At 47.8% G+C, this 18,583-nt stretch carries 14 protein-coding genes; 8 read left to right on the forward strand and 6 right to left on the reverse strand.

Annotated elements, in window-relative coordinates; genetic code table 11:
- Positions 1 to 17: 17 nt before the first annotated feature.
- Positions 18 to 2,285, forward strand: coding sequence for a marine proteobacterial sortase target protein (locus tag K0H59_RS09230; protein WP_220055323.1), 2,268 nt, complete (start codon positions 18 to 20; stop codon positions 2,283 to 2,285).
- A 9-nt stretch (positions 2,286 to 2,294) separates the two neighbouring features.
- Positions 2,295 to 2,978, forward strand: coding sequence for a class GN sortase (locus tag K0H59_RS09235; RefSeq protein ID WP_220055324.1), 684 nt, complete (start codon positions 2,295 to 2,297; stop codon positions 2,976 to 2,978).
- A 67-nt stretch (positions 2,979 to 3,045) separates the two neighbouring features.
- Here K0H59_RS09235 and K0H59_RS09240 read toward each other — a convergent pair whose 3' ends face one another.
- Positions 3,046 to 4,071, reverse strand: a complete 1,026-nt coding sequence (locus tag K0H59_RS09240; RefSeq protein ID WP_220055325.1) for a diguanylate cyclase domain-containing protein — start codon at positions 4,069 to 4,071, stop codon at positions 3,046 to 3,048.
- 160 nt (positions 4,072 to 4,231) lie between these two features.
- Between K0H59_RS09240 and K0H59_RS09245 the strand changes: the two genes are divergently transcribed.
- A complete protein-coding gene (locus K0H59_RS09245) occupies positions 4,232 to 5,857 on the forward strand; it encodes a M28 family metallopeptidase (RefSeq protein ID WP_220055326.1) in 1,626 nt (541 codons plus the stop codon).
- Between the two features lie 55 nt (positions 5,858 to 5,912).
- On the opposite strand, the gene K0H59_RS09250 is transcribed toward K0H59_RS09245, so the two are convergent.
- The 3 genes from K0H59_RS09250 to K0H59_RS09260 form a co-directional block, all read right to left on the reverse strand.
- Positions 5,913 to 6,776, reverse strand: a complete 864-nt coding sequence (locus K0H59_RS09250) for a DUF481 domain-containing protein (RefSeq protein WP_220055580.1) — start codon at positions 6,774 to 6,776, stop codon at positions 5,913 to 5,915.
- A gap of 310 nt (positions 6,777 to 7,086) precedes the next feature.
- Positions 7,087 to 8,094, reverse strand: coding sequence for a RimK family alpha-L-glutamate ligase (locus K0H59_RS09255; protein WP_220055327.1), 1,008 nt, complete (start codon positions 8,092 to 8,094; stop codon positions 7,087 to 7,089).
- Between the two features lie 20 nt (positions 8,095 to 8,114).
- Positions 8,115 to 8,567, reverse strand: a complete 453-nt coding sequence (locus tag K0H59_RS09260) for a DUF413 domain-containing protein (RefSeq protein ID WP_011717333.1) — start codon at positions 8,565 to 8,567, stop codon at positions 8,115 to 8,117.
- A gap of 108 nt (positions 8,568 to 8,675) precedes the next feature.
- Here K0H59_RS09260 and hdfR point away from each other — a divergent pair, with 108 nt between their 5' ends.
- Positions 8,676 to 9,533 (forward strand): HTH-type transcriptional regulator HdfR, encoded by an 858-nt coding sequence (hdfR, locus tag K0H59_RS09265; protein WP_220055328.1) that lies wholly within the window; start codon positions 8,676 to 8,678, stop codon positions 9,531 to 9,533.
- Positions 9,534 to 9,699: 166 nt separating this feature from the next.
- Here the strand turns inward: hdfR and K0H59_RS09270 are convergent, their stop codons facing one another.
- Positions 9,700 to 10,071, reverse strand: coding sequence for a diacylglycerol kinase (locus tag K0H59_RS09270; RefSeq protein ID WP_220055329.1), 372 nt, complete (start codon positions 10,069 to 10,071; stop codon positions 9,700 to 9,702).
- A 252-nt stretch (positions 10,072 to 10,323) separates the two neighbouring features.
- On the opposite strand from K0H59_RS09270, the gene K0H59_RS09275 reads away from it, so the two are divergent.
- The 4 genes from K0H59_RS09275 (at position 10,324) to K0H59_RS09290 (ending at position 15,771) form a co-directional block, all read left to right on the forward strand.
- On the forward strand, positions 10,324 to 11,238 hold the full coding sequence (locus tag K0H59_RS09275; protein ID WP_220055330.1) for a DNA ligase: 915 nt from the start codon (positions 10,324 to 10,326) through the stop codon (positions 11,236 to 11,238).
- A gap of 101 nt (positions 11,239 to 11,339) precedes the next feature.
- Complete coding sequence (locus K0H59_RS09280; RefSeq protein ID WP_220055331.1) at positions 11,340 to 12,362, forward strand: hypothetical protein; 1,023 nt, start codon at positions 11,340 to 11,342, stop codon at positions 12,360 to 12,362.
- Between the two features lie 71 nt (positions 12,363 to 12,433).
- A complete protein-coding gene (locus K0H59_RS09285; protein WP_258405919.1) occupies positions 12,434 to 12,898 on the forward strand; it encodes a low molecular weight protein-tyrosine-phosphatase in 465 nt (154 codons plus the stop codon).
- A gap of 860 nt (positions 12,899 to 13,758) precedes the next feature.
- Entirely contained in the window at positions 13,759 to 15,771 is a 2,013-nt protein-coding gene (locus K0H59_RS09290; protein ID WP_220055332.1) for a sodium:proton antiporter, read from the forward strand.
- Between the two features lie 139 nt (positions 15,772 to 15,910).
- Here K0H59_RS09290 and fadE read toward each other — a convergent pair whose 3' ends face one another.
- Positions 15,911 to 18,358, reverse strand: coding sequence for an acyl-CoA dehydrogenase FadE (gene fadE / locus K0H59_RS09295; protein ID WP_088211318.1), 2,448 nt, complete (start codon positions 18,356 to 18,358; stop codon positions 15,911 to 15,913).
- Positions 18,359 to 18,583: the final 225 nt, after the last annotated feature.

Consider the following 18,583-nt stretch of genomic DNA (forward strand, 5'->3'; position numbering starts at 1 on the left):
GATCAGGAGCCTTTGTGATGATCACAGGGAAAAGGGTAAAAGAAGTTTGTCAAACACTGGCGATGCTAGTGATCGGCGCCTCCATTTGTTGGGGGCTACCATTTGCGGTGTTAGCCTCACCGAACAGTGTGGGCACCTTATCGGCGCCGCAAAATATTGCCGCGACCTTCGATGAACACACGGCGAGCACATTGCCCCCCTTCAGTTTCGACGATATCACCCAAGGGATGTTGGTGTATCAAACCGCCAGCGGCCGTTTAATGCCGTCCTTACCCGTGGACACGCAAGTGTCGATGCAGGTCTCGGGGTTAGCCAATAGGGTGAGCGTAAAGCAGGTTTTCAGTAATCAAACGGGATTTGTCCTCAATGGCCGCTATCTGTTCCCTTTACCCAATGAGGCGGCGGTGGACTCACTGCGTTTGCACATTGGTGAGCGGATCATCGAAGGTCAAATTCACCCGAAACAGCAGGCAAAACAGATTTTTGAACAGGCCAAAGCCGAAGGGAAACGTGCCAGTCTAGTCAGCCAAGAACGGCCCAATATGTTCACGACCGAAGTCGCCAACCTCGCTCCCGATGAGGAGTTGGTGGTCGAAATCAGCTATCAAGAAACCATTCATTATGAAGATGGTCTTTTTAGCCTACGTTTTCCGTTGGTGGTGGCGCCGCGCTATATCCCTGGGTTAACGCTAGGCGGAAACAATGGTGAGCGCGTGACCAGCAGCCAAGTCTTCGATGCCGACCGGATTATTGCCCCCATCCGCGATGCCAATAGCGAGGCAGACCCTGTGCTTAAGGCCGATATTAAGGTCAAACTCGGTGAAGGCGTGGACAAATCAGCCGTGGTGAGTCCGTATCATCCCATTACGATAGCGGAAAAACAGGGCCAACTGACGGCGGCCTTGGCGAATCGCGTGCCTGCCAATCGTGACTTTGTGCTGCAATGGCGCCTTAAGCAGGGCACGAGTCCCGTGGCTTGGGTATTCAACCAAGCGGGCAAAACCCATGCGACGCAGGACGACAAGGCAAGTGCGGATACAGGTTCAACTGGTAATAGTAGCAATACCGATAGCTATAGCTTAGTGATGGTCCTGCCGCCCAAAGTCGAGGCGAGTGAACAACTGAACTTGCCCCGTGAGCTTATTTTAGTGATTGATACTTCGGGGTCGATGGCGGGGGATTCCATCATTCAGGCAAAAAATGCCCTGCGTTATGCGCTGCGCGGTTTAAGGCCACAGGATAGTTTTAACCTTATCGAATTTAACTCCGAGGTGTCCTTATTATCGTCAACACCACTGCCCGCGACCGCGAGTAATTTGGACAAGGCACGTCAGTTTGTGAATCGTTTACAGGCCGATGGCGGCACCGAAATGGCGCAGGCTTTAAATGCCGCGCTACCAAGGCAGGCGTTTAACACAGCTTCGAGTGAGCATAAGTCGCTAAGACAAGTGATCTTTATGACCGATGGTTCCGTCGGCAATGAGGCGGCGCTATTTGAGTTAATCCGCAATCAAATCGGCGACAACCGTCTTTTCACCGTAGGCATTGGCTCGGCGCCGAACTCGCATTTTATGCAGCGTGCGGCTGAACTTGGGCGCGGCACTTTTACTTACATTGGTGATGTGGATGAGGTGGAACAAAAGATCAGTCAATTGCTGGGCAAAATCCAGTATCCAGTGCTCACCGATTTGCAGGTACGCTTTGACGATGGCTCTGTGCCTGACTACTGGCCAGCGCCTATTCCCGATCTATACCGCGGTGAACCAGTGTTGATTAGCCTAAAGCGTCAACCACGTGAGCCTCAGGAACTCGTGATCTCCGGTCGTCAGGGCCATAAAAACTGGCAACAGTCATTATCTTTGCAAGCCAATGACTCAAGCGCTCCTGTAACGGATGTAGCGCAGCCAGCGGCGGGACTAGATTTACTCTGGGCGCGCAAACAGATTGCGGCGTTAGAGCTGAGTAAAAACGGCGCTAACGATGACAAGGTCAAGCAACAGGTCACGGCTCTATCGCTGAACTATCACTTAGTCAGCCCTTATACCAGTTTGGTCGCGGTGGATTTAACCCCCATCACCAGTAATGCCATGAGCCGCGATGCGGTGGTGCGTCAGCATTTACCCTTGGGGTGGCAGCCAATGGGCGTTTTGCCACAAACATCGACCTCGAGCCGTTTCGACATGCTCTTAGGTGGCGCAGTGTTACTGCTTGCCTTGATGCTTGCGCTGTCGATTCGTCGCCAGCAGCGGCAGCAACGCGCGCTGTCATTAGCGCTGAATACTTGAGTCATGTCCATGAGTATGCGCATGACTCAACAGATACAAATAGGGTTGCTGGTGGGATTGGTATTACTCGGCATCACGTTGTTTGGAAAAGGATTTTATATGCAAGCGAAAGCACACTTTGCACAATATTTGATTGAACAAGCCTGGGCTAAAACCTTAATCGATGGTCAGTCCCATAAACCTTGGTCCTGGGCCGATACCTATCCCGTGGCTAAGCTCTCCATCGAGCAAGCTAAAAGACCGAATCACTTCGATGGTCCGGCATCCAACGACAGCTTATATGTGTTGGCGGGCGCATCAGGCCGTAATTTGGCCTTCGGGCCAGCCTTAGTGCTGTCGAGTTCGCCCGCTGGCACGCAAGGCAACACTGTGATTGCAGGGCATAGGGATACGCATTTTGCGATGTTAAATGGCATCAGTGTTGGACGCCGTCTGGCGCTGCAAACCGCGACGGGCAAGGAGATTGTTTACCAAGTGGTGGCGACCGAAGTGGTGCATGAATCGCAAACTGAGTGGATGGCGCCAAGTGAGGATAATCGTTTAACCCTAATCACTTGCTATCCCTTCGATGCGTTGCAAGGGGGCGCCGAACTGCGTTTTGTGGTGCAGGCTATCCCGGTCGAGCCCGAGCCCGCTGTAGTGCAATCCGCTGAAACGATAGTGACTCAAGCAAGGGTTCAAAAGGTGGCCTAGCGAGCAAGGATTTATTAAGGCGTGGTAAATAAAAAGGCAGAACCTGAGTTCTGCCTTTTTACTCGAGCTAGTTGCTCATCGGCATCACCCGATTTCGACCTAAGCGTTTGGCTTCGTAAAGTAACATATCCGCTCTTTCAATGAGTTGGATAGCGACTTGTTTTTCCTGCCACTGGGCGACGCCGAAGGAGGCGGTAATATTTTCAATGCGTTGGTCTCTACGCCTATCCTTAAGACTGAGTTTTTCAAGCCCACGGCGCATGGCCTCGGCCAGTTGCCTTGTTATACGTAGTTGGCTCTTCGGCACCAAAATAGCAAACTCTTCACCGCCAAAACGGTACAGTTTAATGCCATCTCGGCAGGCTTCTTGTAGACGCTTCGCAACGGCTTTTAATACTTGGTCACCCAGTTGGTGGCCATAGTTGTCATTAAAGGCCTTAAAGTGATCGATATCGACCAAGATAAGGCAGGTGCCCTCGGGGGCCTGCGCCAACATGCCGGCGATATCGGCATCGAATGCGCGGCGATTTAAACAGCCCGTGAGCGCATCGTAAAGTACATCTTTTTCTGTTTTTTCAAGCTTTTGTTTTAACGCATCAATCTCAGTCTGCGCTTTTTGTAGCTGAGTAGTGAAATACTCAGTGCTCGAGCGAATATTTTCGGATTCCTTCACCAAATTACGCACTAAATCGAGCACTTGCTCAACGCTGAGTGCACCTTCTTCGATGCCATTGAGTTTGGCAAAATTGTCATTAATACAGGTTTGGAATTCAGTCGCATCGAGATTGGTATCCCGAATCGATTGCGACAGCTCGGTAGACATGGCCTCAAGGTTAAGCCGCATATCGCGCACATCCAACTCAATCGGATCGGCGACATACTGGCGGAACAACAACTCGCTGCTGACCGGCGGGCAAGTGTTGTAGTGGGCGATAACCGTATCGAGCTGGGCGTTTAACGCTGGGTTTTGTTCGCCCACGTAGGTATACCACAGGGCATAATTGATTGGCGTGGTGGGAATTTGATGCTTGAGCATTAAAGGCACCGCTTTTTTAAGATTCAAGGCTGCGGTTTGTAATAAATCTCGTGACATGGATACATCCCAATAAAAATAACTCGATAAACTTGGTATACCACATATGGGTAAACAGTTTTGCTCGTTAAATCCCGTTACAACTAATGCCCAAATGCAGACTGAATTACCTGCCAAAAGCGTTGGGGGATATGATAGAGTTTATCGCTAAAATTAAATAATGATAATAACTTGGGAGAAAGTCTTGAAAAATTTCATCCTTGCCGGTGCCCTAGGTTCCTTACTGTCACTGCCTGCTATGGCCGAATCTTCCCTCAGTGTCAGCATGGATCTCGGTCAGTATCGCACCGACGTCAAAACCTTAGCCAGTGATGCCTTCGGCGGCCGCGCGCCCTTATCTGAAGGCGAGCAACTGACGATTGATTATCTTGAGAAAGCCTTTAAAGAGATGGGGCTTAAGCCGGGATTTGGCGACAGCTATTTGCAGGCGGTACCGCTGGCGAAAATCACCGCCGATCAAAACATGCAACTTGATATCGGTGGACTTAAGTTTGCCAATGGCAGTGAATTTACCGCCAGAACTCAGAGAATTAGCGATAACGTTAACCTTAATAATAGCGATGTGGTGTTTGTCGGTTATGGCATTAATGCGCCTGAATATGGTTGGAATGACTATCAGGGCCTTGATGTAAAAGGCAAAACTGTGATTGTGTTAGTCAATGACCCAGGTTTTGCAACTCAAGACCCTAAGGTCTTTAAAGGCAATGCGATGACCTACTATGGCCGCTGGACTTACAAATACGAAGAGGCCGCGCGTCAAGGCGCCGAAGCTGTATTTATCGTCCATGAGACGGCACCAGCCGCCTATGGCTGGGGAGTGGTGCAAAACTCCAATACTGGCACTAAATTCACCTTGGTTGATGCCAATAATAACCAAGGACAGGTGGGTGTGATGGGCTGGGTGCAACATGATGTTGCCAATAAGATTTTTGCTAAGGCAGGCATGGACTTCGATACCTTAAAGCAACAAGCCGCCAAGCCAAACTTTAAGGCCATTCCCTTAAAGCTAAAGGCCAATGTCAGTTTAAACAATACGATTGAGCGCGCTGAATCCCACAATGTGGCGGCACTGTTGCCGGGCAAGAGCCACCCCGATGAAGTGGTGATGATGCACGCCCATTGGGATCATCTAGGTACAGTGATTGAAGATGGCAAGCCAGAGATCATCAATGGCGCCGTGGATAACGCCAGTGGTGTGGCGGGCGTGTTGGCGCTGGCGCGTTACTTTGCCAAACAAGCGCAAACCGCGCCGCTTGAGCGTTCAATTCTGTTTAGTGCCTTTACCGCGGAAGAAACCGGCTTGATTGGTGCCCAGCACTTTGCTCAGCATCCAAGTGTACCGACTAAAAACATCGTCGCCTTTTTGAATATCGACGGCATGAATATGAACCAAGGTGTGGATTATATTCTGCGCTATGGTGAGGGCGTGTCTGAGTTAGAAACCTATTTGGATAAGGCCGCTAAGGTGCAGGGACGTGTCGTGAAGGGTGATCCAAGACCACAAAATGGTCTGATGTTTAGATCGGACCACTTCGCGCTAGCCCAGCAAGGTGTGCCTGGCTTGTTATTTATGAGCCTTGGGGATACGGATCCTGACTATATTGCCCATAAATACCACAAGGGCGCCGATGATTATGATCCTAACTGGACACTCGAAGGGGTGAAGCAGGATTTAGATCTGATGGCGAGCATGTTAACGACCTTAGCTAATGGCAGCGATTGGCCACATTGGTTAGAGGCTTCGGACTTTAAGACCAAGCGTGAGCAGGACGGTCGTAAAAAGTAATCATATAAAATGCAAAAAGGACGCTAAGGCGTCCTTTTTTATGCTTATCAATCCGTTAAAAAGTGTAACTGACCGAAAGCATAGGGCCGATAAAACTGTAGTAAATGTTGTAGTCGGCGATTTGGGTATCTTTATTCGGTGATTTTTGGGCAATATCCACATCGACCTTGTAGTAGTTATAGGCCACGCTCATGCGCCAGTTGTCGGTGATATTGGCATCGATGCCGAGTTTGACATCTACCAGCTCACCCTTTACATCATTGAGTTTAATGTAGAAATACTGGGCGTGAGTCGTCAGCTTCCAGCCTGGGATAAATTCATAGTTGGCATAGACGCCAAAATCCGGCAAAGGTGCGGTGACATTTTCATCGACGATGCGGGGAATCGCCTGGCTACCACAGACATTGTTCAGTAGCTCAGAGGCATGACAGACGCCGATAACGCCTTCAAACCCCGTTTTGATAAACATAGTATGCAAACCGAGGGAGAAGCCCACATCGTAATTGCTACCTTGGAAGGCATCGTAACCGTAACCCACGCGCAGAATATCAATATTTAAGGTGGAGTTGAGTCGGCCACCAGCCTTGATATCGTAAATGGTGTCGTTGATTTCAATTTGAAAGGGTTTGGATAAGGCTTGAGTTTCGGCGTCGCGGTGCAGTTGTTTCCAGTCGAGGTAAATATTATGCCGCTCGTTAAAGTGATAATTGACTTCAACAAAGGGTAAAAACTCATTCTCGGCCAGTTGTAGATCGGATTCATAGTCTAAGGTGAAGTTGTTCCCCGTGTTCGGGTTTGTCACCTCCATATTGGTATCAGACTGTGAATAAAATCCCCCTAGCTCAAGGCTCAATTCGCCCGCCAGCACAGAGCTGCTGCCGAGTAGGGCGATCACTAGGGGTGTTAGACGAGTGGAAATCAACGTTACTCCAGTATTCTTCTTATTATATCCAGCGATAACATCAGACTTTAGTGCCATAAGCTATGGACATTTGGAGTGTAACAGCAAATTTCAAAATGTGAATAAAATGTTTTAAAAAATGCGTTGTTTCGTGATTTAAAACAAAAGTAGTACGGCTATTTGGCTTGGTATGGCGAGCTTGTGGGAGAGATCACGGTAATTTGCATCTTGGTGATTTGTGAAGAAAATGTATGGTTCAGCCAAAAAAACGGCCCAGTAGAGACTGGGCCGCAGATAAGAGCTTAAGGATAGAGTATCACTTGCTGTACTAGTTAGTCGCAGATTTGGGCTCAGACGTACTGACGTCTGCCGCGCTGACCTCGGACCCCAGCGCTTGAACTGGCTGTGGCTCGCTAGCTTTATCATCCTTGTTAAACATGCCTAAACGGATGCGGATAAAGTGCAGGATTTGCGCCGCAATATCCACGTTTAAGCAGGATTCCAGGCCTTCGAAACCGGGGGATGAGTTGGCTTCACAAATTTTGTAGTGGCCGTTATCGAATAACAAATCGATACCCGCCACATCTAAATCGAGAATATTGGCGGTTTGTGTTGCCAACCATTCGATTTCAGGTGTGATCTCGAAGGGGCGCGCCGAACCTCCCGCGCTGACATTGGCTTTAAAGCTGTCTTCTTGGCCACGGCGCTCATAGCAGCCGGCCACGCGTCCACCAATGGTAAATACCCTGAGATCGCGGCCGTGGCTGTTGGCGATAAACTCCTGCAGAATGATGTTGGCGTTTTTATTGGTCGCCTCGATTAATTGCATTAAGTCATCAAATTCGCGGGCCTTATGGGACAAAAACACGCCGCTACCCTGTGAACCCGAAAGGGTTTTAATTACCACCGGAAAACCTAAATGGCGTTCAACCAGTTCGATATCGACGGGGAACTTCACCAGCATGGTTTTGGGCGTGGGCAAGTTCTTCTCGGCCAGTAATTGCTGGGAAAAGAGCTTATCTTTTACGATTTCAATGGCTTTAGATGGATTTAAGCAGTACACCCCTAAACGTTCTAAATGGCGAATGATCGCCAACGCAAAGTAAGTGGTGCCGGAGCCCATTCTAGGGATGATAAAATCAGGTAATTCAACGGGTTGACCGTTTAACAAAATACTCTTGTTGTCTTCTCTCGTCACGGTGAGATCGAACTCATCCGGAGCATACACTTCTAACTCAATATTGTCGGCCTTGGCAGCCGCCAATAGACGTTCAATTTCATACAATTCAGGTTTTAGCTGAGTCGCGGTTTCTTTATATAAAATCCACCCACGCATTTAATCGCAAACCTTCATTTTCATTCTTTATCCTCGGGTTCAGCTTCATCCTGAACATCATCGTCAATTTCGACATCCACATCGAATGCCGCTTCGGGCTCGGCCTCAGGCTTAGTGGGGGGCAAATGTACTGTGCCAACCACGGCATAAAAGGGTTTACCTAGGGCGAGTTTGCGGTACTTTAACCAGATCTGCTCTAACAAGCTACTGGGAGCGATGTTTCCTTTGATGACTTCGACAAATTGCGCTTCATCGGCGGTGACGGGGAGTGTCTTGCCTTCGTCGAGATTTTTCATGGCATGGCCATGTATTTCAAGCAGTTCGGCTTCTTTACTGGTGAAGTCGCCACTGCGCTTAAAACCTTTCGGGAAATTGGCATCGTCATAAAAACGTTTATGGGATACAAAGCTGGCAGCTGAGCCGTTCACCGTCTCAGAACCCTTGTTAGCGTTTGAAAAAGACTGTTCAGACATGGCTGTTACCTTCTAGTTTTTGATATACAAAGATTTGCAACTGGAGTATTGGCTAGTATTATTGATTTATAAATCAAAAAAATTTGCCAATGTTGGTCAAGAATTTTTATGGATACCGATTTACTTAAGACCTTTTTGGAAGTCTCCCGTACCCGTCATTTTGGCAAGGCCGCGGAAAATCTTTACCTTACCCGCAGCGCGGTAAGCTTTCGGGTAAAACAGCTCGAAAGTATTCTTGGCGTCGCCTTATTTGAGCGCCAACGCAACAATATTCAGCCCACTCCGGCGGGCGAACGTATGCTTGGACATGCTGAAGCGGTATTAACCGCTTGGGAGCGCGCCAAGCAGGATGTTTCCCTCAGTCAGCTACAATCGACTCAACTCGCCATTGGCGCAGGCCCCAATATTTGGGATGCCTATTTGCAAGGGCATTTACAGCATTTGCATGTGGGATTGCCCGGTGTTGCCCTGCGGACCGAAGTGTTGCCATTAACTGTGATGACACGGCAATTGATGGACCGCACCCTCGATTTGGCGATTTCCTTCGACCCACCCAAACTGGACCAATTCGAGCTGGTGCAATTAGGCCAAATTAATCTTCTGTTGGTGTCCAAAACCATGGATGTGGCAGTGAATGCGGTGCAGACCGGCCAATATGTCAAAGTGGATTGGGGCACGGCCTTTAATATCCTGCATGCCCAGGAATATGCAGCTTTACCCGTGCCGACCTTACACACTAGCTCGGCCCGTATCGCCTTGGATTTTATCTTGAATAACGGTGGCTGCGCGTTTTTACCCGAGCATTTGGTTCAGCCACTGCTGAACCGCGGCGAGTTGCATTTAGTAGCAGGAGCGAGCGCCATTTCACGCAGCGTGTATGTTGCCTATTGGGCTGAAAATGACCGCTTAGAGCAAATCAAACAGGCGATTGGCTTTTTAGCCGATAAGTCAGCTGATATACGCTAATCTGTAACAGCTGCACATAAAAAACGCCTTTAGATGCTAATCCAAAGGCGTTTTTAGTGCAGAACAATCAGTTAAGAAGTAACACTTCGCTTTGTTAGATAAATGTGCTCGTTATAGATTGCTAAATCAAGGCATTTAATCAATAGCGTATTAAATAAATAGCGCATTAAATAAATAGTGGTAGCAGCACCACAAGCCAGGTGATACCGCAGAGCGCTAGACTCATAAATACCGCGGCAGAGGCGATATCCTTTGCTTGACCACTGAGGTGATGGATTTCACTGCCAACACGGTCAACCACGGCTTCAATCGCCGAGTTCAATAGCTCAACAATCAACACGATAAATAAGGTTAAGATCAGCAGCAACCTTTCCATGGTGCTGATATCGACCAACAGGGCGATGGGCAGCATGACTACGGCCAGCATCAATTCCTGTCTAAAAGCGGCTTCGTGGATCCAAGCGGCTTTTAAGCCCTTCATCGAAAATCCCGTCGCTCTAAAGATGCGTTTAATACCGTGGTTGTTTGCTGGTTTCATAATAATTCCATCGACTTGGGCGATTGTTCGCGAAGCATTTACCCGTTCAAACCACTTACGACTTGCGTGTTAACATTTGAACGAGCTTAAAAAAGAGGCCGCAGTATAGCCCGATAACTTAAGCGTATAAATAGCTAAACCGACAAATTCGCAGTCCTGCTAGGGTGTTACCGGACTGTGGTCGTATTCGCGGCCAATAAATCTTAAGACTAAGCTTGAAGCTCAATACCGCTTTAATGAAGAGGCAAAGGAATGACTCTTACAACTCGCTTACCTTTTTTAACATTTGCATTTGTGTTGCGTTTCACTGTTTTCTTCGGTCTTTACTGCGGAATTTGCGGCTCATTCATGGCTGTGAGTGACGCCAATCCCCAAGCACCGAATATTCAATTAGCGACAGAGTTCTCAAAGGAGAAGAGTGCCCACATCAAGGATTTTCTCGTCAGCGAAAAACTCGATGGTGTGCGCGGTTATTGGGATGGCAAACGCTTAATGACTCGTCAGGGCAATCCCATCTTAGCGCCAAGTTGGTTTACTGCGGATTTTCCGCCCACCCCTATGGACGGTGAATTATGGCTCGGGCGAGGGCGGTTTGAGGCCATATCAGGGCTGATTCGCCAAGCGTCAGCGAATGAGAGCGAGTGGCAGAATGTGCGTTTTATGGTGTTTGATTTACCCAAGGCGCAAGGGAGTTTTGCAGCGCGGTATCAGCAGATGCAAACCCTGATTGCAGGTAAATCGGTTTACCTGCAAGTGATTGAGCAAGTGGGCGTAGAAAGTATCGAGGCGCTGTACCAGAAATTAGACTCCCTAGTGGCTCAAGGTGGTGAGGGTTTCATCTTGCATCGACGCACGGCCTTATATGTACCGGGTCGTAATCCTAACGTGATGAAGTTAAAGCCCTATTTAGATGCCGAGGCCAGAGTGATTGGACATATAGCGGGTAAAGGACAGTTTGCCGGGCAACTGGGCGCATTGAGAGTGCAAACAGCTGATGGCCGTGTTTTTAGTATTGGTACGGGTTTTAGCTTGGCCGAGCGTCAGCATCCGCCCGCAATTGGTACGCTTATCACTTACAAATATCTTGGATTAACCGTCAATGGCTTACCACGCTTTGCGAGCTTCTTGCGGGTAAGAAGTGATATGCCGCCAGAAGACAAAGAATAGGTTGCGAAATTGTTGGATTTTGATAAAAATCGAACGTTTAACAACAGTTTTGCCGAGTATCGTATTGATTATTAATGGGCAATCATATCAAGGAGTGAGATTTGGTCGACGGTCAATATGGATTAACCCTTTGGAAGCAGCGTGTGCGGCAAGCCTTGACTGCGCCTCCATGGCTTAAACATCCATTCGTGTCGCTTAAGCAATTTTGGCTGAGCTTAAATGTCGCCCAGCGTTGTTACCTGTTCGCGTTACTGGCGTTAATGGTATTTCAGCCCGAAATTTGGATTGCCGCCATCATCACCGCTATCGCCTTGATTATTGAGTTTTGGCCCAAATTTGCCATGGCTTGGCATACGCTGGCGGGTAAAGCCATTTTCCTGCTGTTTTATGCGGTTATTGCAAACTTCGCCCTCGCGGCCAGTGGCAGTGTGGTGAACGAAATCACCGGTGTATCGGCCTCACATTTGTCCTACACCCATAACTTTGCCATTTTGCTGTATCTGCCGATTTGGTTTGTGTGTATCTCCATCCTTGCCTTACTTCTGTTGCAATTGGTGATCCCTTGTTATTTGTTTTTCCATATCGGATTGCGGATTTTAGGACTCGAAGCCAAGCAGCAAGGCAGTAAAAAACGATTTGTGGTGACAACCGCGCTAGTGCGTATGATTCTGTCTGTGGTGTTGTTATTAAACTTGGTTGCGATTACCGATGGTGAAAACTGGGTTGGGGATTTAGCCAAGAAAACCCAAGCGTTGAAACATGATTCGCTAGATAAACGGGTGGTTAATGAAGGCGAAACCATTCTCAAAGCCGAGGATAGTATTGAACAAGCGGGAACTGAACTCACGCAGCAGCCTAATCAAACCGACACCACCGAAACACTTAAGGCCTTTGGCCATAGCTATTACAAAGGGATCCGCGATTTAATTGCCTTATTTGCCTATAAATTTGAAGCCGACGGTCGCAGTCGTTGTGATAAATTGGCCGATTCAGTGGTGATTGAGCTAAATGACTATGAAATATTGGAAATTACTGAGTCTGCCCATGAGCAGTATGGTTACCATTTTGAAGTCAAAAAATGTATTTCCCCCGCCTTTGGTCAGATGGCATCAACACCTAAGTAGCAACATGAGAGGATGTTAAGTTGTTAGAAGATAAAGTGTTAGTAAAAGATCAGCATGTACGACGTATCTTAATGGTCTGCATGGGTAATATTTGTCGCTCGCCCACCGCCGAGGCCGTTTGCCGCGCTAAAATTCACGAGCGCCGTCTTAATATCGAAGTCGATTCGGCGGGCACTATTGATTACCACCAAGGGGATCACCCCGACAGTCGCTCTATGGCGGCTGGTAAAAAACGCGGCTTGAGTTTTGAGGGGATACGAGCGAGACAAGTAATTGATGCCGATTTTGAGCATTTCGATCTTATTTTAGCGGCAGATAATTGCAATCTCGCGGATTTACGCCGCCGTTGCCCACCCGAATACCAATACAAATTAAAGCTGATGTTGTCCTTCGGTGATTGCGATACGGATGAGGTTCCCGATCCCTATTACGGCGGTACACAAGGTTTCGAATTAGTCCTCGACCTACTCGAACAGAGTATGAACGCTTTATTAGACCAGTTAGCCGGAAAAACAAATGGCAATAATCACGATTAAGTGCGATTGGAATAAAGCGTTATTGCCCCAAAACGAGACACAATCTCTGCACTAAACAAACAGTATTGGGGGTTAAAAGTATCAAATTTTAGTTGACTGCTTGTTGCTTCCAGTTGAGCAATTTATCAGCAGGGTGTTAGTGCGGGTGATGGGTTATATAGAGGTGTTCTATTCCTACAGCTTTATTTCAATGTTTCTATCGATTTCAGAGACAAAGTCATGAATACACTCCTCACTGCAGGATATGGAAAACTCATCCTTTTTTGCTGCTTTAAAACATTTTGGCTACAGAGTGTAATTTCGAGTGAGTACATATTTACTTTAAATATTGAAGTGAACACTATTTTTAGTTATAAAAATTGATCAAATGTTGATCGGTGAAAAGACCGGTTTTCGTGACCGTGACCACCACATTGTCGTTAATTGTCGTTAATGTTCAGTCCGATGGTCATGCAAATAATGCCAATTGAATCAATTGACAACAATTTAGACAAAATAGGTAACGCACTAAAATCCATATCTGCACGGCCTGTCACGCCGGGGGGCGCGGGTTCGAGTCCCGTCCGCTCCGCCAAATAGAATAAGCCTCATCAAAAGATGGGGCTTTTTTCTATCTATCTTTTCAGAGCATTTTGCTTCTGTATTTCTGCTTAATACCTTACCTAATGCCTAAGGTATTGTTTCTTGTTACCCCTTTATTTTTACTGAAAGCTGAATATTCGCTGTCAATCGGCCTATTCGAGTTACAGGACTGCTTTTTTTGCTGCTATTGTTATCACCAATAGTTCATTTTTCTGTATGGAAAAAGCGTGTTAGGTTGGGTTAATACTGACCACTCCATGCCAACTAAAGGAAGTTATATGGTTGAAAAAATCACTGGGATGTTAGCACTCATCGGGGTGCTGTCGTTATTTTGTCAATGGGTTGGTTGGAAGCTTAGGTTACCTGCAATTTTACCCTTATTACTCTGTGGTTTGATGTTAGGCCCTGCATTTGGGGTACTCAATCCCGATGAAATCTTTGGGGATTTACTGTTTCCTATCATTTCACTCGGTGTTGCCGTGATCCTGTTTGAGGGGGCATTGACCCTCAATTTTAAAGAGATTAAAGATCATGGCCGTATGGTGACACACTTAGTGAGCATCGGAATGGTGATCACCTGGGGTTGTATCAGTGTCGCGACCTTTTACCTACTGAATTTTAGCTGGGAGGTTGCACTGTTATTTGGCGCCCTCGTGGTGGTCACGGGCCCGACCGTGATTGTGCCTATGCTGCGCAGCGTACGGCCTAAGTCGCAACTGGCGAGTATTTTACGCTGGGAAGGGATTGTGATTGACCCCATTGGTGCGCTACTTGCTGTATTAGTGTTTGAATACATTACTGTATCTGGTGACCCCACTAGCCATGTGCTCTATGCTCTAGGCTCCATGCTCACGCTTGGCTTAGGTTTAGGCGCGGCGTCAGGTTACTTAATTGGCCAAGTGATCCGCCGTAATTTATTGCCGCATTATTTACGAAATACCGCAGTATTAACCCTTATGCTGGGGATTTTTGTCGGCTCAAACCTACTGCAGGAAGAGTCCGGATTACTCACTGTGACTGTGATGGGGATTTGGCTGGCGAATATGCGCGGTGTGGATATTGCTGAAATCCTCGAATTTAAAGAGACACTGACAGTTCTTTTGATCTCGGCCTTATTTATCCTGTTAGCCGCCAGACTCGACTCGAATGCCATGATGGATTTAGGTTGGGGCGGGGTAGGCGTACTCGCCGTGACTATGCTGGTTGCGCGGCCGCTCAGTATTTGGGTGTCAGGCATTGGGACGTCACTATCAAAGGCCGATAAATGGTTTCTATGTTGGATTGCGCCGCGGGGGATTGTGGCGGCGGCGGTATCTTCCTTATTCGCCATTAAGTTAGAGGCAACTAATGTGCAGGGCGCCGATGCCATTGTGCCCTTAGTGTTTTTAATCATTATCGGCACTGTCGTTATCCAAAGTTTAACCGCGGGCCGCTGGGCGAAATACCTTGGAGTGACGTCGGGTTCGGCGCAAGGATTATTAATTTTCGGAGCCTCCAAGTTTTCCCGCGAACTGGCAAAAATCTTAAAAAGCAAAGACGTCAAAGTGCTGCTGGCCGACAGCAACTGGGATAACATTCGCCTCGCGCGGATGGATAATATTCCGGTCTATTTTGGCAATCCCGCCTCGGAACATGCTGAAACCTATATGGATTTAACTGGGATTGGTCGAGTACTGATCATGTCGCCTTATAAGCAGTTAAACCCGCTGGTGACCTTTTATTTTCAAGATGTGTTAGGTTCTAAAAAGGTCTTTGGCCTTAATAATGCCGAGCAAGGCAGCGCGCGCCATCAATTATCAGAGACCTACAAACAGCGATTATGTTTGTTTGGTGATGCGGTATCTTACGCCAAAATTGCCAGTCAAATGGCGAAAGGGGCACAGCTTAAAGTCACTAACTTAACTGAAAACTTCACCTTCGAGCATTTCCGTAAACGTTATGGCGAAACGGCATTGCCGTTAGTGTATTTGACCAAAGAAGGCAAAGTGGTGATTGTGTCAGGTAATGACACCCAATTCCCCAATGGCATCGAGTTAATCAGCCTATTGCCCGTTGAAGCACTTGAAGAAGCGAAAATCCAACAGGCGATTGCCGAGCAAGAGGCGATAGCTGCTCAGGCCAAAGCGGCGGAAGAAGCGGCCCTAGCGAAAGCCAAGGCCGAGGAAGAAGCTGAAGCTGAGCGCCAACGGCTTGAGCAACAAGCGAAAACTAAGGCCGAAGAGCCATCACAACCTGAGGCTGACGTACAAGATAACATCAATACCTCGGATGAAACGTTGGCGAAGGGATAATGGACAAGGCCAAGGTTAACTCAGGATGAGCTTGGTATTTGCGAAGAGATAAGCCTGTTAAGTGAGGCGAAAATAAAAAAGGCACTACATTGTAGTGCCTTTTTGTTTATTTAGATGGGCTTATGGTACAGCTTCGCTATTAAGCGGCGCGTTCCTGTGACGTCGTTGCGACGACTTCAGGGCGCAGCTCTGCTGGGTCAAAGTCATCCACATTGATAGACTTCATACGGCCGATTTCGGCACGTTCCAACAGTTGTACTTCGCTGTCGCTCAATACGCCTAAGGCTTTACCTTCGGCGGCAACTTTATCTAACCACATGAAAGGTAAACGTTTGCCACTGGCTTTGCAGACTTTGTCGAATAAAGGTTCGGCGGCCAAAATATCCTTCAGTGTTTGCTCTTGGATACCCACAGCATTGTGCTCAGAGTTAGTCCAGAACTGACCTTTACCTAAACGATCACGGCTTTCACATGGGGTCTGCATGATCTTAGCCACTTTATGATCTAACACATCGCTTGGGCGTTTCAGTGGACGGCCGAATGGGAACATGATGGCGCGTAACACGCCGCCTAGACCCATAGGGAAGTTATCCAGTAAATCGTCTAATGAAGCCTGCAACTTGTACAGCGCATCTTCAACCGCCCATTGCACCAGTGGTAGATCGTCAGTTTGACGGCCTTCATCTTGGTAACGTTTTAAGGTTGCAGAAGCGAGGTATAACTGGCTTAACAGATCGCCTAAGCGGGCAGAAATACGCTCTTTACGTTTTAAGTTACCGCCTAAGGTTGCCATTGCTAAGTCAGATAGCAGGGCTAAGTTGGCACTGAAACGGTTCATATGTTGATAATAACGCTTGGTTTTATCTGAGTATGGCGCGTTAGAGAAACGGCTTGATGTCAGACCTAACCAGAAACTACGGACAAAGTTACTGGTCGCAAAACCAATGTGACCGAAGATGGCCGCATCGAAGTTGGCTAAGCCTTGGCCAGACTCAGTATCAAACGCTGACTCCATTTCGGCCAATACATAAGGATGACAACGGATAGCACCTTGACCATAGATGATCATCGAACGTGTCAGGATGTTTGCGCCTTCAACGGTAATCGCAATCGGAGCCGCTTGATAGCCACGGCCTAAGTAGTTGTTAGGGCCTAAACACACACCTTTACCACCGTGGATATCCATGGCGTCGATAACGCATTTCTGCATACGATCGGTCAGGTGATATTTCACGATAGCCGAGATAACCGAAGGTTTTTCACCTAAGTCGATACCTGTGGTGGTTAATGAGGTCACTGCATCCATCAGGTAGGCGTTACCACCGATGCGTGCCATTGGCTCTTCAATTCCTTCTAACTTACCAATCGGCAGTTTGAATTGACGACGAATACGTGCATAAGCACCCGTTGCGAGAGCGGCGGTTTTCACGCCACCGGCAGAGTTTGATGGCAGTGTGATACCACGGCCAACAGATAAACACTCAACCAGCATGCGCCAACCTTGGCCAGCCATTTTCGGACCACCAATGATAAAGCTTAATGGTACGAATACGTCTTTACCGCGAGTGGGACCGTTTTGGAACATACAGTTCAGCGGAAAGTGACGACGACCAGTCTCAACGCCTTCAACGTCAGTTGGGATCAGCGCGCAGGTAATGCCCAGCTCTTCTTTATCGCCTAACAGGTGATCAGGATCGCGCAGTTTAAACGCCAGACCTAATACAGTGGCAACTGGGGCAAGGGTGATATAACGCTTGTTCCAGGTTAAGCGCATACCTAAGACTTCTTCGCCTTCCCATTGACCTTTACACACAATACCAAAGTCTGGGATAGAACCTGCGTCGCTACCAGCCTCTGGGCTAGTTAACGCGAAACAAGGGACTTCTAAGCCTTTGGCTAAACGTGGCAGGTAATGGTTTTGCTGCTCAGGCGTACCATAGTGTTGTAACAGTTCGCCAGGGCCTAAGGAGTTAGGTACACCTACAGTGGATGCCAGCTCGCTGCTTAAACCGGCAAGTTTTTGCAATACGCGTGATTGGGCGTAGGCTGAGTACTCTAAACCGCCGTATTTTTTCTTGATGATCATGGCGAAGAAGCCGTGATCTTTCAGGTATTGCCATACTTCAGCAGGCAAATCAGCCAGTTGGTGTGATACTTGGTGTTGATTCACCATGCGGCACACTTCTTCAACGGGACCGTCTAAGAAGGCTTGCTCATCGGCACTTAAACGAGCGACAGGATAGTTGTGGAGTTTTTTCCAGTTTGGGTTACCCGCAAACAGATCGGCTTCCCACCAAGTGGTACCAGCTTCAATCGCTTCTTTTTCGGTAGAAGACATTTCGGGCATGATGCCACGGTAGATCTTCATCAGTGGGCGACTGATAACATTTTGTCTAAATGCACTGATATTGAGGGGCAGCGCGATCACCAGGAAGATAATCCAAGAGATAGGGCCGACAACATCGAGTGTCCATCCGGCTGTCATCACAACAGCGGCTGCAATAGTGGCAGTGAGCAAAGATACCCGAAGGTAAGCTAGGGCTCCTAGCACTAAGATCATGGCGATGATCCAAAGTAGGGTAGTCACTGTATTTCTCCTTAAGTATGACCGAGTGCCAATCACAGGTTATAACGAGTTTTGTTGATTGCGATCACAATTATAGTTTGTGGTCTGACCTGTGTCGCATAAAAGTTAAACCTAAGGCAGTTTTAATACAAGTATTTTTCAAACAATTGTTTAAATTTTTTGTCACCTTTGATCATTCCACAAATGTCATCAACTAGTTACAATGCAAAACCGTGGATATTTGGA

It is taken from the genome of Shewanella sp. FJAT-51649, assembly GCF_019457435.1.
Taxonomy (GTDB): Bacteria; Pseudomonadota; Gammaproteobacteria; order Enterobacterales; family Shewanellaceae; genus Shewanella; species Shewanella mangrovisoli.

Excerpts from the sequence above, each read along its gene's own strand:
- K0H59_RS09230 (WP_220055323.1), top strand. The coding sequence starts at position 18 with ATGATCACAGGGAAAAGGGTAAAAGAAGTTTGTCAAACACTGGCGATG.
- K0H59_RS09235 (WP_220055324.1), top strand. The coding sequence starts at position 2,295 with ATGAGTATGCGCATGACTCAACAGATACAAATAGGGTTGCTGGTGGGA.
- K0H59_RS09240 (WP_220055325.1), bottom strand. The coding sequence starts at position 4,071 with ATGTCACGAGATTTATTACAAACCGCAGCCTTGAATCTTAAAAAAGCG.
- K0H59_RS09245 (WP_220055326.1), top strand. The coding sequence starts at position 4,232 with ATGATAATAACTTGGGAGAAAGTCTTGAAAAATTTCATCCTTGCCGGT.
- K0H59_RS09255 (WP_220055327.1), bottom strand. The coding sequence starts at position 8,094 with ATGCGTGGGTGGATTTTATATAAAGAAACCGCGACTCAGCTAAAACCT.
- K0H59_RS09260 (WP_011717333.1), bottom strand. The coding sequence starts at position 8,567 with ATGTCTGAACAGTCTTTTTCAAACGCTAACAAGGGTTCTGAGACGGTG.
- hdfR (WP_220055328.1), top strand. The coding sequence starts at position 8,676 with ATGGATACCGATTTACTTAAGACCTTTTTGGAAGTCTCCCGTACCCGT.
- K0H59_RS09270 (WP_220055329.1), bottom strand. The coding sequence starts at position 10,071 with ATGAAACCAGCAAACAACCACGGTATTAAACGCATCTTTAGAGCGACG.
- K0H59_RS09275 (WP_220055330.1), top strand. The coding sequence starts at position 10,324 with ATGACTCTTACAACTCGCTTACCTTTTTTAACATTTGCATTTGTGTTG.
- K0H59_RS09285 (WP_258405919.1), top strand. The coding sequence starts at position 12,434 with ATGGTCTGCATGGGTAATATTTGTCGCTCGCCCACCGCCGAGGCCGTT.
- K0H59_RS09290 (WP_220055332.1), top strand. The coding sequence starts at position 13,759 with ATGGTTGAAAAAATCACTGGGATGTTAGCACTCATCGGGGTGCTGTCG.